This is a genomic window from Rhizobium sp. BK312, from assembly GCF_014193605.1.
Taxonomy (GTDB): Bacteria; Pseudomonadota; Alphaproteobacteria; order Rhizobiales; family Rhizobiaceae; genus Rhizobium.
In genome coordinates this window covers 1-14641 of the sequence record NZ_JACHZP010000003.1, presented here as the reverse complement: position 1 = coordinate 14641, position 14641 = coordinate 1, and the positions used below count along the sequence as shown (strand labels likewise).

General features: G+C 60.2%; 13 protein-coding genes and 1 pseudogene. 5 read left to right on the top strand and 9 right to left on the bottom strand.

The features are described from left to right. Window positions 1-69 precede the first annotated feature (69 nt). The 3 genes from zwf to edd all read left to right on the top strand — a co-directional run bounded on the left by zwf (window position 70) and on the right by edd (window position 4250). The gene (gene zwf / locus FHT85_RS08665; RefSeq protein ID WP_015338847.1) at window positions 70-1545 is read left to right on the top strand and encodes a glucose-6-phosphate dehydrogenase; all 1476 of its coding nucleotides are present in this window, start codon (window positions 70-72) and stop codon (window positions 1543-1545) included. 15 nt (window positions 1546-1560) lie between these two features. Then, window positions 1561-2259, top strand: a complete 699-nt coding sequence (gene pgl, locus FHT85_RS08660) for a 6-phosphogluconolactonase (RefSeq protein WP_112409908.1) — start codon at window positions 1561-1563, stop codon at window positions 2257-2259. Between the two features lie 167 nt (window positions 2260-2426). Then, window positions 2427-4250, top strand: coding sequence for a phosphogluconate dehydratase (gene edd, locus FHT85_RS08655; protein ID WP_112409907.1), 1824 nt, complete (start codon window positions 2427-2429; stop codon window positions 4248-4250). A 41-nt stretch (window positions 4251-4291) separates the two neighbouring features. Here edd and FHT85_RS08650 read toward each other — a convergent pair whose 3' ends face one another. Further along, window positions 4292-5131 (bottom strand): DUF3313 domain-containing protein, encoded by an 840-nt coding sequence (locus FHT85_RS08650; protein WP_246779933.1) that lies wholly within the window; start codon window positions 5129-5131, stop codon window positions 4292-4294. A 266-nt stretch (window positions 5132-5397) separates the two neighbouring features. Further along, window positions 5398-5622 carry a hypothetical protein gene (locus FHT85_RS30925; RefSeq protein ID WP_310229932.1) on the bottom strand — a complete coding sequence of 75 codons (225 nt, stop codon included), beginning with the start codon at window positions 5620-5622 and terminating at the stop codon, window positions 5398-5400. Between FHT85_RS30925 and FHT85_RS30500 the strand changes: the two genes are divergently transcribed. Beyond that, on the top strand, window positions 5536-6012 hold the full coding sequence (locus FHT85_RS30500) for a helix-turn-helix domain-containing protein (protein WP_310229861.1): 477 nt from the start codon (window positions 5536-5538) through the stop codon (window positions 6010-6012). The two genes, FHT85_RS30925 and FHT85_RS30500, sit on opposite strands and share 87 nt — an antisense overlap. Before the next feature lie 46 nt (window positions 6013-6058). Here the strand turns inward: FHT85_RS30500 and FHT85_RS08640 are convergent, their stop codons facing one another. The 6 genes from FHT85_RS08640 to FHT85_RS08615 form a co-directional block, all read right to left on the bottom strand. Next, window positions 6059-6412: a hypothetical protein gene (locus tag FHT85_RS08640; RefSeq protein ID WP_112335318.1), complete on the bottom strand. Its 354-nt coding sequence runs from the start codon at window positions 6410-6412 to the stop codon at window positions 6059-6061. Window positions 6413-6602: 190 nt separating this feature from the next. Continuing rightward, window positions 6603-7691: an ABC transporter ATP-binding protein gene (locus FHT85_RS08635; protein WP_112335317.1), complete on the bottom strand. Its 1089-nt coding sequence runs from the start codon at window positions 7689-7691 to the stop codon at window positions 6603-6605. 21 nt (window positions 7692-7712) lie between these two features. Beyond that, the gene (locus FHT85_RS08630) at window positions 7713-9365 is read right to left on the bottom strand and encodes an alpha-glucosidase (RefSeq protein WP_112335316.1); all 1653 of its coding nucleotides are present in this window, start codon (window positions 9363-9365) and stop codon (window positions 7713-7715) included. Between the two features lie 36 nt (window positions 9366-9401). After that, window positions 9402-10565 carry a carbohydrate ABC transporter permease gene (locus FHT85_RS08625; RefSeq protein ID WP_112409906.1) on the bottom strand — a complete coding sequence of 388 codons (1164 nt, stop codon included), beginning with the start codon at window positions 10563-10565 and terminating at the stop codon, window positions 9402-9404. 1 nt (window position 10566) lies between these two features. Then, window positions 10567-11583, bottom strand: coding sequence for a carbohydrate ABC transporter permease (locus tag FHT85_RS08620; RefSeq protein ID WP_112335314.1), 1017 nt, complete (start codon window positions 11581-11583; stop codon window positions 10567-10569). A gap of 124 nt (window positions 11584-11707) precedes the next feature. Further along, the gene (locus FHT85_RS08615; RefSeq protein WP_112409905.1) at window positions 11708-13069 is read right to left on the bottom strand and encodes an ABC transporter substrate-binding protein; all 1362 of its coding nucleotides are present in this window, start codon (window positions 13067-13069) and stop codon (window positions 11708-11710) included. A gap of 310 nt (window positions 13070-13379) precedes the next feature. On the opposite strand from FHT85_RS08615, the gene FHT85_RS08610 reads away from it, so the two are divergent. Continuing rightward, the gene (locus tag FHT85_RS08610; RefSeq protein ID WP_112409904.1) at window positions 13380-14411 is read left to right on the top strand and encodes a substrate-binding domain-containing protein; all 1032 of its coding nucleotides are present in this window, start codon (window positions 13380-13382) and stop codon (window positions 14409-14411) included. An 8-nt stretch (window positions 14412-14419) separates the two neighbouring features. Here FHT85_RS08610 and FHT85_RS08605 read toward each other — a convergent pair. Continuing rightward, window positions 14420-14641: pseudogene (locus tag FHT85_RS08605) on the bottom strand (bifunctional methylenetetrahydrofolate dehydrogenase/methenyltetrahydrofolate cyclohydrolase); the annotation flags it as partial.

Genomic DNA, 14641 nt, shown 5'->3' with positions numbered 1-14641 from the left:
TGCACACTGGCCTTTTTAAATCGATTAGATTAAAAGGGGCCTCAACTAAGACCGATTGAGAGATAGCTCATGAGCAGCCAGATCATTCCCGTTGAACCATTTGATTATGTCGTTTTCGGCGGCAGCGGCGACCTTGCCGAACGCAAGCTCCTGCCCGCTCTTTACCATCGTCAGGTCGAAGGCCAGTTTTCCGAGCCGACGCGCATCATCGGCGCTTCGCGCAGCGCGCTTTCCAATGAAGAATACCGCAAATTTGCAGATGCCGCCCTCAAGGAACACCTGAAAAAGGGCGAATATGACGACGCCGAGGTCAAAAAGTTCCTGGCTCGCCTGTTCTACGTGCCCGTCGACGCCCGCAGCGATGCCGGCTGGGATCAGCTCAAGAAGATCCTGGACGAAGGCAAGGAGCGCGTGCGCGCCTTCTATCTCGCCGTCGCTCCGGGCATCTTCGGCGACATCTCGCAGAAGATCCACGATCACAAGCTGATCACCAAGCAGACCCGCATCGTCGTCGAAAAGCCGATCGGCCGCGATCTTGCCTCGGCTCTGCAGCTCAACGACACCATCGGCAAGGTCTTCAAGGAAGAGCAGATCTTCCGCATCGACCATTATCTCGGCAAGGAAACCGTGCAGAACCTGATGGCGCTGCGCTTTGCCAACGCTCTCTACGAGCCGCTGTGGAACGCCAACCACATCGACCACGTGCAGATTACGGTGGCGGAATCGGTCGGCCTCGAAGGCCGCGCCGGCTATTACGACACGGCTGGCGCCCTGCGCGACATGGTACAGAACCACATCCTGCAGCTGCTTTGCCTGACCGCAATGGAAATCCCCTCCTCCATGGATTCGGAAGCCGTTCGCGACGAGAAGCTCAAGGTTCTGCGCGCACTGAAGCCGATCGACGCGTCCAACGTCGAGCAGGCGACGGTTCGCGGCCAGTATCGCGCCGGCGCTTCGGCTGGCGGCCCGGTCAAGGGCTATCTCGACGAGCTGGAAGGCGGGGTTTCCAACACCGAAACCTTCGTCGCCATCAAGGCCGAGATCGGCAACTGGCGCTGGGCGGGCGTTCCCTTCTACATCCGTACCGGCAAGCGCCTTGCCGGCCGCATGTCGGAGATCGTCATTACCTTCAAGCACATTCCGCACACCATCTTCGATCAGGCCGCCGGCCGCATCGTTGCCAACCAGCTCATCATCCGCCTGCAGCCGGACGAAGGTGTCAAGCAGTCGCTGATGATCAAGGACCCGGGTCCGGGCGGCATGCGCCTGCGCAACGTCTCTCTCGACATGAGCTTCGCGTCTGCATTCAACGTCCGCAATCCGGATGCCTACGAGCGCCTGCTGATGGACGTTATCCGCTCCAACCAGACGCTGTTCATGCGCCGCGACGAGGTGGAAGCCGCATGGAAGTGGGTCGATCCGATCCTCAAGGGCTGGGAACACGCCGGCCAGCAGGTGCAGGGCTATACAGCCGGTACCTGGGGTCCGAGCCAGGCTATTGCGCTCATCGAGCGTGACGGCCGCACCTGGCACGACGATATCTAAACCGGGACGACAACGATGACAGCCAATATGCATGCTTTTGCCAATGGTGCCGAACTCGCCGGCAAGCTCGCGGACAAGGTGGCCGAAACCCTTTCGGCTGCGATTACCGTCCGCGGCTCCGCAAGCATCGCAGTCTCCGGCGGCTCGACGCCGAAGGCCTTTTTCCAAGCGCTGTCATCGCACTCGATCGACTGGGGCAAGGTGACGGTCACCCTCGTCGACGAACGGTTCGTGCCATCAGACAATCCCCGTTCGAACCACCTGCTCGTCCAGGAAAACCTGCTGAAGGATAAGGCGGCTGCCGCCAAATTCCTTCCGCTCTATCAGGCTGCGGCTTCTGTCGAGGAGGCCGCGGTCATCGCCACCGAAAAGACCAAGGCAATCGGCCATCCCTTCGATGTCGCCATCCTCGGCATGGGCAATGACGGCCACACGGCTTCCTTCTTTCCGGGCGGCAGCAATCTCAAGACCGCACTCGATCCGAACACCCCCCGTGGTATCATCACGATGGAAGCGGAAGGTGCCGGCGAGCCGCGGCTGACGTTCACTTTCTCCAGCCTTCAGGATGCCCGATTGCTGGTGCTCCATATCGAGGGAGAAGGAAAGAAGGACGTTTTGGCCAAGGCCGAAGCGCCGGGCGAAGAAACCGAGATGCCGATCCGCGCCATGCTGCGCCGGGCGGCTTCCCCGGTCGAGATTTATTGGGCTCCGTGATACGGCCGGCAGGCCTCGTCATCGAACCCTGACAGACACAGCAACCCGTGCTGCGCCATGTGCCCCTCGGGCGCAGCGGCAAAGCATTGACTTTTAGACCCCGCGCCGTGCCCTCTGACGAATAGGCACCAAGGGCACCGCGCAGAACAGACGGAGGCAGATCGACCATGGCCGCTGACGCCCGCATATCAGCGATTACCGCACGTATCGTCGAGCGCTCAAAGCCGACACGCGAGCGCTATCTGGACCGCCTGCGCAGTGCTGCGAGCAAGGGTGCGCAGCGTTCGGTGCTCGGCTGCGCCAACCTTGCGCATGGCTTCGCCATCTGTTCCCCCACCGAGAAGGACGCACTGGCTGGAGACCAGGTGCCCAATCTCGGGATCATCACCTCCTATAACGACATGCTCTCGGCGCATCAGCCCTTCGAGACCTATCCTGCGATCATCCGCGAAGCGGCGGCCGAAGCGGGCGGCATCGCCCAGGTTGCCGGCGGCGTGCCGGCCATGTGCGACGGCGTCACGCAGGGACAGCCGGGCATGGAGCTTTCGCTCTTCTCGCGCGACCTGATTGCCATGTCGGCGGCGGTCGGCCTGTCACACAATATGTTCGATGCCGCCGTCTTCCTCGGCGTCTGCGACAAGATTGTCCCGGGCCTCGTCATTGCTGCCCTCTCCTTCGGCCATCTGCCTGCTGTCTTCATCCCGGCGGGACCGATGACCTCCGGCCTGCCGAATGACGAGAAGTCACGCGTGCGCCAACTCTATGCCGAGGGCAAGGTCGGCCGCGCCGAATTGCTGGAAGCGGAATCGAAGTCCTACCACGGCCCCGGCACCTGCACCTTCTACGGCACGGCCAATTCCAACCAGATGCTGATGGAGATCATGGGCTTCCACATGCCGGGCGCCTCCTTCGTCAATCCCGGCACGCCGCTGCGCGAAGCTCTGACCCGCGAGGCGACCAAGCGCGCGCTCGCAATCACCGCCATGGGCAATGAGTTCACACCGGCGGGCGAGATGATCGACGAGCGCTCGATCGTCAACGGCGTCGTCGGCCTGCATGCGACCGGTGGCTCGACAAACCATACGATGCATATCGTCGCCATGGCGCGTGCGGCCGGCATCGTGCTGACATGGCAGGATATTTCCGAGCTTTCGGACATTATCCCGCTGCTCGCCCGCGTCTACCCGAACGGGCTTGCGGACGTGAACCATTTCCACGCCGCCGGCGGCATCGGCTTCCTCATCAAGGAACTCCTGAAGAAGGGGCTGCTGCATGACGACGTGCGCACCGTCTACGGCCAGGGCCTCGGCAGCTACTCCATCGACGTCAAGCTCGGCGCCGACGGCAACGTCGTACGCGAACCGGCTCCGGAAAAAAGCCATGACCCGAAGGTACTGGCAAGCATCGACACACCCTTCCAGAGCAACGGCGGCCTGAAGATGCTGCGCGGCAATATCGGCAAGGCGGTCATCAAGATCTCCGCCGTCAAGCCGGAGCGCCACATCATCGAAGCGCCGGCCGTGATCTTCCACGATCAGCTGGAAATGCAGCAGGCCTTTAAGGACGGCAAGCTGAACCGAGATTTCGTCGCCGTCGTCCGCTTCCAGGGACCGAAGGCCAACGGGATGCCCGAGCTGCACAAGCTTACGCCGGCGCTCGGCGTGCTGCAGGACCGTGGTTTCCGCGTAGCGCTCTTGACCGACGGCCGTATGTCGGGCGCATCGGGCAAGGTGCCTGCCGCCATCCATGTGACACCGGAAGCCGTCGAGGGCGGCCCGATCGCCCGCATCAGGGAAGGCGACATCATCCGCATCGATGCGATTGCCGGTACGCTGGAGGTGCTGGTCGATGCCGCCGATATGGCGGAGCGCGAGCCGGTCGTGGCCGATCTCTCGGAGAATGAATTCGGTATGGGCCGGGAGCTCTTTGCTCCGTTCCGCCAGGCCGCGGGACCGGCGGATCAAGGCGCAAGCGTCCTGTTCCGCCACTGAGATTGTCCGCCGGATTTCGGCAGGACGGCATCGAAGGCTGATCAAGGAGCTTTGGATGCTGCAGTTCCTGCTTCCGGCGGAGCCTTGTCCGTCCATGCCGGCGGAAGGCCGAGGCGCCCGCCCACGAAGCCTGTCACGCCCGGCGATTTCCCGAATACCTTGCAGGCGTCGTATTTCGGTGCCCGACCGATGAGTGACGCCAATTTCGCCCTGGATGGGAAGGAGGGCGCCGCGCCGAACGGCGTCTTGCCCTTGACCAGCATCTTACTGAAATCGCCGCCGAATTTGGCGGCGAGGCTATAGGCATCCCCTTCCTTGGCGATGGTGCCCGAATCAAAGAATGCGTTTGCACCACGTCCCCAGATCATGACAGCCTTCTGTACACCCTGGGGATTGAAAGCCTCCGCCTCGAGCGAGAGGCTGCCCATGCCGATCGGAATACGCGGAACGGGCACCGGTGCACCCGGCAGCAACACGCTTTTGCCCACGGAGGCAATTTTCGAGACTCCGACGGCGGTTGCATTGGTTGCCTTCACCTGCGTCACGACGGCGCGAACGGTGAGATCCGCCGGCTCAGATAGACCGACGACGGCGAAACGTTCACTCAATCCGGAACAAAGCGCTCTATCGACGGCATTGGTGACGAGATCGCGCTGTTTGGGTGTGAAAGCAGCGGTTTCGGCGCGCATCGAAAAGGCGGTGGGAATGATCTTCACGGTCTTGGCCGCCAGAACATCGTCCTTGCTTACCCTTAGAAGCGAGTGCGCAACCAGCCCATCCGATCGGGTCAGCCCTTCATAGGACCGCAAAGATCCCGCCCGATCCAGCGGCGCTGAGGCACAGCCGCCCAGCAGGCTCATCAAGAGGGCCATCGACCACATATCAGCCCTCCGATGGCTTTCAGCGGCAGATGGGCCATAGGGTCTGCTTACAGCATGATTTGAGATTGTAGCGACTGGCATTGATGTTTGCGCTCCTGCACCGGGTTATGAACATCAGCATCATCATTAAATATCGCACTAAGTGTAATATTAATATCGGCCAATTTGCGGCAATCGGGAAGCGAAGCGGAGAATTTATTTCACCAAAGATTGAGATGCCGGGAACGGCCTGCGGGGCATGCCGATGATTTGAGCGGCGTTGCGACTCATGCCAGAATGGCCCGATGCATAATGTAACCCCAAAGCCGGAAGGGCTGCGCGAACAGAAGCGCCGCCTGACCTTTCAACGCATAGCGGACGTCGGAATGAAATCCTTTCTCGCGAAAGGCTATCAGGAAACGACGATCGACGAGATTGCCGCAGCGGCCGGGATTTCCCGCCGGACTTTCTTTTATTACTTTAGAAGCAAGGACGATATTCTTCTGGCGCATCAGCGCCGATATATGGACGCACTGCGGACTGGCATCATGGAGAATGCGTCGGCCGGGCGACCCATTGAGGTCGTCCATCAAGCCACCCTGGGACTTGTGGCCCGCATCGAGGCGGAAGCGCCTCGGCTTCTGGAGACTGCCAAGCTTTTACGTCAAAGCGAGACCTTGCGCGCCCGTTCGCGGGGCAACTCTTTGCAGCTTGAGCAAATCGCCTACCAAGCCCTGTGCGAATTGTTTCCGACCAGGGACCGCGACGGTCTGCAGCTGGTTTCGATGATCGGAGTGAGCCCGCTTCGCCTCGCGGTCAACAAATGGCTGCAGGAAAATGGCAGGCTGCCGCTGATCAAGTATCTTGAAGATGCGCTCGCTAAATGGCGAACGGAAATCTGATCCGTCAGCCGAACGCAGCGCTAAGCCGTTTCTTGTGGGTCGTTGATCAGGATCTGATGTCGAGCACGCGGTTCTTATGAGCCGGGTGCGTGCTGTAGACGAAGATCTTGTTCATTTCCTTCTCCGTAAGAAGCCGCAGGAAGCGAACTTCCACCGTGTTGTTGGAGAAGACCTTCATCAGCACACAACCGACCTTGGTGATGCGGGCGTCAGGAATATCCAGATAGAACTGCTTCGGCAGATTATACTGGGTGAGGATCGCAAGAACCGCGCTGCTCTGCGAGATACGGATAATATCGCAGCGGCGGGACGCAAGATTCATCACGCCCTTTTCAGTGTATTCGAGGCGGGCGGCATTCATGGTGTCTTCCATGCGAAACCGCACTTCGCGGTCATACATGAAGGATTCTTCCTTGTTAAGGAAATGCTGACCTGAATTAGCTCTGCCGAACGCGGCCATCTTGGTAGACCCCTGAAGTATATTATGAAGAGAAGACTATCAGCCGGTCTTTAACAGAAGGTTTGAGTGCGCCGGCCCAAGATGAATTTTGTTGTTCATTTTTACTTGGGTCGGGGCATCCGGTAAGCGCCTACTTGCGATAGGAGTGGCCGCTGGCGTCGAAAAGATGCAGCTTCTGACGGTCGGCGGCAAAACGCATCTTTTGGCCGCGATGAATATCGGCAATGCCGGGGATCTTGACGATGATCGGCTCGCCATCGACCAGGCCTTCGATATAGAGCTGCGTCACTTCGCCGAGCGCCTCAACGATGGAAACCTCGCCTTCGAAGAGATAGTCATCGCCCGTCGCGAGACGAAGATCTTCCGGACGTACGCCGAAGCTGGCGGCCTTGCCCTTTTCGGAGGCCTCCGTCGGCACGTCCAACGTTACCGATTTGCCGCCGGTCAGTGTCACCGTCGTCGCAGCGCCTGTTTCGGTTACCGTTGCCGGGATGATGTTCATGGCCGGCGAGCCGATGAATTTTGCAACGAACAGGTTAGCCGGGCGCTCGTAGAGTTCAAGGGGAGCGCCGACCTGTTCGACCCGGCCGGCCGACAGCACGACAATACGGTCGGCCAGCGTCATGGCTTCCACCTGGTCGTGGGTGACGTAGATCATCGTCGTCTCGGGCATGGAATCGCTGAGTTTGGCGATCTCGATGCGGGTCGCCACGCGCAGGGCGGCATCGAGGTTGGACAGCGGCTCGTCGAACAGGAAGACCTTGGGGTTGCGGCAGATGGCGCGGCCGATGGCAACGCGCTGCCGCTGACCGCCCGAGAGTGCCTTCGGCAGACGTTCGAGATATTGGGTCAGCTGCAGGCTCGCCGCCGCCGCCCGCACACGACGGTCGATCTCCTGCTTGCTTTCGCCGGCAATGCGCATGCCGAAGGCCATGTTGTCATAGACGGTCATATGCGGATAGAGCGCATAGGACTGGAAGACCATGGCGATGCCGCGCCGTGACGGCGGCACCTCGTTCACCTTCTGGCCGGCGATCATCATATCCCCGGCGGTGATGCTCTCCAGCCCGGCGATCATCCTGAGCAAGGTGGACTTGCCGCAGCCGGAGGGGCCGACGAAGACGATGAATTCGCCTTCGTTAATCTCCAGATCGATCCCGTGCAGCACATGCACGCTGCCGTAGGATTTCTTGATATCCTTCAGAACAAGTCCAGTCATTATGCTTCCTCCTCCCAAAGGTCAGGCAAGACGCGCGAAATAGGCGCCCCAGGCCGGAATATCGATCTTGTTGCCGTAGTTGTTGCTGGTAAATCCATGTCCCGTCAACGCCTGCCAATTGCCATCAGGCAGGGTTGCCAGCGTTTCGACGGGGCTCATATTGAAGACGCAGAGAATGGTCTCTCCGGCATAAGTGCGGGTGTAGATCAGTACGTCGCCCTGCGGCTCCGAAAAGGCAATCTCGCCTTTGGCGAAGGCCGGATGCTGTTTACGGAACGCGAGGAAGCGACGGTACTGCTCCAGCACCGAATTTTCATCGCCCTGCTGGACGCTGACGGCGCGCAGGATATGTTCGACCGGCACCGGCAGCCAGGGCTTGACGGTGGAAAAGCCGCCCTGCGCCACCTGGCTGTCCCAGACCATGGGCGTGCGGCAGCCATCACGGCCCTTAAACTCGGGCCAGAACTGGATGCCGTAGGGATCCTGCAGATCCTGATAGGCGAGATCGGCTTCCGTCAGCGCCAGTTCCTCGCCTTGATAGATGCATACGGAGCCGCGCAGGGTCAGCAGCAGCGCCGCATAGAGCTTGGCGAAAGCATCGCGGTCGGCCACCAGATTGCCCCAGCGGCTGACATGGCGCACGACGTCGTGGTTGGAGAAGGCCCAGCAGGCCCAGCCTTGCGGAGCTGCCGTGTCGAAGTCGTTCATCACCTCTTCGACGCGATCCGGCGAAAGAGCGTCCGGCGCCAGGAATTCGAAGGCGTAGCACATGTGCATCTTGTCGCCGCCGGATGTGTATTCACCGACGATTTCGAGGCCGCGCTGGCTATCGCCGACTTCGCCGACGGCGGCAATCGCCGGGTATTCGTCGAGCACGGCGCGGAAGCGCTTCAGGAATTCCAGGTTCTCGGGACGATTCTTGTCGTAGAGATGCTCCTGGAAGTTATAGGGATTGACGGCCGGTGCCGTAGAGGCATTGCGGCGCGAAGGTTCCAGCGCCGGGTTGTCGCGCAATTCCTTGTCGTGGAAGTAGAAATTGATGGTGTCGAGACGGAAGCCGTCGACACCGCGGTCGAGCCAGAAACGGACGACGTCAAGCAAGCGATCCTGCACTTCGGGATTGTGCAGGTTCATATCCGGCTGCGAGGTCAGGAAGTTGTGCATGTAATACTGCATGCGGGTCGGATCCCACGCCCAGGCCGAACCGCCGAAGATCGACAGCCAGTTGTTGGGCGGTGTGCCATCCGGCTTGGCATCAGCCCAGACATACCAATCGGCCTTAGGGTTATCCTTGCTCGAGCGGCTTTCGACGAACCAGGGATGGCGGTCCGAGCTGTGCGACAGCACCAGATCGATCATTACCTTGATGCCGAGACGATGGGCTTCCGTCACCATCGCATCGAAATCGGCAAGCGTACCGAAGATCGGATCGACGTCCTCGTAATTGGAGACGTCATAGCCGAAATCGCGCATCGGCGAGGTGAAGAAGGGCGAAATCCAGATCGCATCGACGCCGAGCGACGCGACATGCGGCAGGCGGACGGCGATACCCTTGAGATCGCCAATGCCGTCACCATTGGAGTCCTGATAGGAGCGCGGATAGATCTGATAGATCACGGCGCCGCGCCACCAGTCCTTGTCAACTTCCGAAGCCGATTGAAGAGCAATGCTCATGCTGAGTAGGTCCTGTAGTAAGTGCGTGTTTCTGGATCAGCCCCCCTTCACCGACCCGGCGAGCAGACCGCGCACGAGATAGCGCTGCAGACCAAAGAAGACGAGGAGTGGGATAAGGATTGTGACGAAGGCCGATGCCGTCAGGATTTCCCAGTTGCCGCCGCGCGAGCCGAGCAGCGCGTTGAGGGCGGCCGTGAGCACGAGGTGATCCTTGTCGGTGCCGAGGAAGACCATCGCGATCAGAAGGTCGTTCCACACCCAGAGGAACTGGAAGATCGCGAAGGAGGCCAATGCCGGGAAAGACAGCGGCAGGATGATCTTGACGAAGATATCGAAATCGCTGGCGCCGTCGACGCGGGCGGATTCGATGATTTCCTTCGGCAGGCCGGCAATGTAGTTGCGCAGGAGATAGATGGCCAGCGGCAGGCCGAAAGCCGTGTGCGCCAGCCAGATGCCGGGATAGGTCTTCGACGGAACGCCGAATATCTGGCCGATTTCGTTATAGATGCGCAGAAGCGGGATCAGCGACATCTGCAACGGCACGACGATCAGGCCGACAACGAGCGCGATCAGGATCGCGCGGCCGGGAAACTCCATCCAGGCAAGCGCATAGGCCGCAAAGGCGGCGATCAGGATCGGGATGACGGTTGCGGGGATCGTTACCGTCAGCGAATTGATGAAGGACTGGCCGATCCCCTCGCCGCCGAGTACGTTGCGGTAGTTGTCGAAGGTGAATTGCGGCGGTGTGGCAATGGTCAGGTAGATGCGCTTGCTGCGGGCATCGGCCTCAAAGGGACCAGTTTTCTGGTAGCGATAGCTGCCGTCAGCATTCACTGTTAGGGTCTCGCCATTGCCGAGATCGGCTGGCGAGCCGATCTTATAGGCGGCCGGCTCCTGCACGCGCAGGCCGAAGGACTGGATCCTGCCGTTGCCGCTGTTGCCTTGACCGGCAACCGTACCGGCGATGACGTAATTGGCACCGTCCTGCTTTGCCTTGTCTGGGCCGTCGAGGCGGACGGCGGCCGTCTGCGACGAACCGGAGAAAGCCGTCCACCAACCGGAGGCGACGATCTGGTCCTTGTCGCGCAGCGCCGTGACGAAGATGCCGAGCGTCGGAAGCAGCCAGAGCAGGACGATGAGCAGCACCGCGGCATGAACGAAGATGCGTGCGGGACCGATGCGACCGAGATTTCCAATCATGTCAGCGCCCCTTCGTTTCTGCGTTTGCGCGGCGGATGTTCCAGATCATGATCGGTGTGACGGCGACCATGATGACGAGCGCTATGACGGCGCTTCGGCCGCTGTCGCCGCCGCCACGGAACATCCAGTTGAACATCAGGTTGGCAAGCACCATCGTGTTCCATTGACCATTGGTCATGGTGAGAACGATATCGAAGACCTTGAGGACGAGGATGGTGATGGTCGTCCAGACCGTGGCGATCGTTCCCCAGACCTGGGGAACCATGATCTTCCAGAAGATCTGCCAGCCATTGGCGCCATCGATGACAGCCGCTTCGATGGTTTCCTCCGGAATACCGCGAAGGGCCGCCGACAGGATGACCATGGCAAAGCCGGTCTGGATCCAGATCAGCATGACCATCAGAAAGAAGTTGTTCCAGAACGGAATGGTGATCCAGACTTCCGGCGTGCCGCCGAACAGCTGGACGATCGCGTTCAGAAGGCCGATCTGCGCATCCGTGCCGCCGCGATATTCATAGATGAACTTCCAGATGACGGAAGCGCCGACAAAGGAGATTGCCATCGGCATGAAGATGACGGCCTTGGCGATATTGCCCCACCAGATGCGGTCGGTCATGACGGCGATAACGAGACCGAAGAAGGTGCAGGCCGCCGGCACGACGGCGAGCCAAAGGATGTTGTTGAAGATCGACTGGCGGAATTCGGTATCGTTGAGCGCCCATAGATAATTGGCGCCGCCGACGAACTTGCTGCCATCAGGCCCGTAGAACGACAGGATGAAGGTCGCGACGACGGGATAGACGAGATAGACGACAAGCAGGAACAGCGCCGGCCCCAGGAACAGCCAGGGGCGGATAAGACCGCGGCGGCGAAGGTTGACAGCCGCCCGATGGACCTCATCGCCTTCCCTTGCCGGAAAGATCAAGTCCAATAGCTTGTTGGAAAACCAGAAATAAGCGGCGCAAATGGCAACGCCGAATATCATGGCGGCAATCGCCGATACGATCTGCGAAAACATCCCTTCCCTCCCCGAATTATCTGCTTTTGTCCATCAGTCGGGCATCGGCCGCGCTGAAGGGCGCGTCGTCATATGCGGTATGGCGCCGCCGGCGAGTTGCCGGCGGCGATAGGGCTATGATGTCTTACTTGATGGCGTCCCAGGACTTCTGGATACCGTCGGCTACATCCTGAGCAGACTTGCCGCCGACGAAATCCACCATGCCGGTCCAGAACGAACCCGCACCAATCTTGCCCGGCATCAGGTCGGAACCGTCGAAGCGGAAAGTGGTGGCCGTGGTCAGGGTCTCGCCTTCCTTGCGCAGTGTGTCGTTGGCATAAGCCGCGGTATTGACGGCCTTGTACGGCGTCAGGAAGCCGGACTGGGCCATCCAGACTTCCTGGGCGATCGGCGTCTGCAGGAACTGGATGAAGGCGCGTGCAGCCTTCGAATCCTTGGTGATAGCAGCGAGCGTGCCGGCGCCGAGAACCGGCTTGCCGAGTTCAGGATGCGCGGCGGAGGGCGGGAAGTAGAAGAAGTCCGCATCCTGGCCGAGCTTGGTGCCTTCCGGGAAGAAGGACGGAATGAAGGATGCCTGCTTGTGCAGGTAGCACTTCGGCGGAACCGTGAAGAGGCCCTTCGGGCTGTCGCGGAAATCGGTCGAGGCAACAGCTGCAACGCCGCCGGCAACATATTTCGGGTTCTTCGCGAACTTGCCGAATTCCTCGATCGCCGCAACGACCTTTGGATCGTTGAACTTCAGCGAGTTATCGACCCAGTGATCGTAATCTTGCGGCGTGTTCAGGCGCAGCATCAGGTCTTCGACCCAGTCGGTTGCCGGCCAGCCGGTCGCGCCGCCGGAACCGAGGCCGATGCACCAGGGGGTGCCTCCGTCCTTGACGATCTGGTCGGAGAGCTTGATCAGGTCCTCCATGGTCGTCGGAACCTTGTAGCCGGCTTCTTCGAAATTCTCCGGAACGTACCAAACCAGCGACTTCAGATCGGCCTTGTAGGGGAAGGCATAGAAGGCGTCCTTGCCGTCCTTGCCCTTATAAGTGCCGTAACCGACCCAGCTTTCGCCGGCACCGTAGTTCGTCTTGACCCAGCTCGCGAGATCATCGCCGAGCGGTGTCAAGTAACCCTTGCTGGCAAGGTTTGCGAGCAGGCCCGGCTGCGGGAGGATCGCGACATTCGGCGGCGAACCGGCCTGAGTGTCGATGACGATCTGCTGCTCGTAGTTTTCCGAGGACGAATATTTGGCGTTCACGCCGGTCGCTTCGGTGAAGTAGTTGAGGACGCTGGTGAAGAGAGCCTCGTCCTCGCCGCGCCAGGGGCCGAAGATGGTCAGCGTCTCGCCCTTCAGGTCGGCATGCGCCGACTTGAACTCGTCGTAGCTTTTCCAGTTGAACTTGGAGTCCTGGCCGGGCTGGAACTTCAGATCGGCCGCCATCGCCGTACCGGCCACCAGAGCGGCGGCAGCGACGGTCATCAAGAACATCTTTTTCATGCGTTGTCCTCCCTAATAACGAAACCCATGAGCCCAAACACACTCTCGTGCTATGCGCCCCATTCCTCAAAGCGCTTTGGCTACCTCTCTCATCCATTGAGAGCGCGCCAAAGTCAAGCGGTTTTCAAATTCGGGGCGATATACACAGCAAATCTCGCGTTGCAGCATAGAATGTGCATCGATTTCTTGCTAATCGCCTTGTCTCGCACACTTCTCCTGCTACATAATTGAAAGCGCTTTGAATGCTCGTGGCTTTTCGGGAGGTTGGCTCGGCATCTTGGCTGCCTGTAGTGGGAGGAGCTGGAATACCGTGAATCTGAAACAGCTATCGCAGATGCTCGGGCTGTCGCAGACGACAGTCAGCCGGGCATTGAACGGATATCCGGAAGTCAATCACGAAACGCGCGAGCGCGTTCTCAAAGCGGTTCGGGAAACCGGCTATCGGCCCAACAAGGCAGCCCAAAGACTTGCGACGGGTAAGGCCGGTTCGATCGGACTTGTGATGCCGACCTCGCCCGGCAACTCCTCGGACGTGCATTTCAGCGAGTTCCTGACGGGGCTGGGAGAAGAGGCCTTGCGGCACGATTTCCATTTCGTCCTGACGCCCGCGGATCCGAATGACGAAGTCGGCGCTCTCAGGCGATTGGCGGCCAGCGGCAATGTCGATGCCCTCTTCGTTAATTATATGCGTGGTCACGATCCGCGCCTGGAGATGCTGAAGTCTCTATCCATGCCCTTCCTCGTGCATGGACGATCGATCGGTTCCGAGCCCGACTATCCATTTCTCGACATCGACAATGAAGCCGCCTTCTACGACGCCACGAAGCTGCTGCTGCAGCTCGGACACCGGCGCTTCGCCCTCTTGAACGGCCCGATCTATTTCGATTTCGCCATTCGCCGGAAGAACGGCATGGATGCGGCCCTTGCCGAGCGTGGTCTGGCGCTCGACGAAGCCTGCACCAGCCATACGCCGATGACGGATGAACAGGGCTTGCTCGCCATGGAACGCATCCTGCAAATGGAAAGGGACAAGCGCCCTACTGCAGTGCTCTGCTCCAGTACCGTGCTGGCGCTCGGTGCGGTTCGGGCCATCAACCAGGCTAAGCTCAGGCTTGGCGAGGATATATCGATGATCGCCCATGACGACGTGCTGACCTTGCTTAAGCCGGAAAATTTCACCGTGCCGCTGACGACCACCCGTTCATCGCTGCGTGCAGCCGGCGTGCGCATCGCCGAACGGCTGATCGGCGAAATCAAGCATACGGAAACATTTCCAGCGCAGGAATTGTGGAAGGCCGAATTGATCGTACGCGCATCGACCGGCGTTGCGCCGGCCGATTGACATATGCTTCAAAACTTCGGTGGCTTTCTGCCGGCGGCGCGATGGGCTGCGATGACAGTATTGGCCATCAGCATGGCGATCGTCATCGGACCGACACCGCCCGGAACCGGCGTGATCGCTGCGGCGACATCGGAGGCTTCACCATAAGCGACATCGCCCACCAGCCGGCTCTTGCCCTCGCCGCGCTCCGGTGCCGCGATCCGGTTGATGCCGACATCGATGACGGTCGC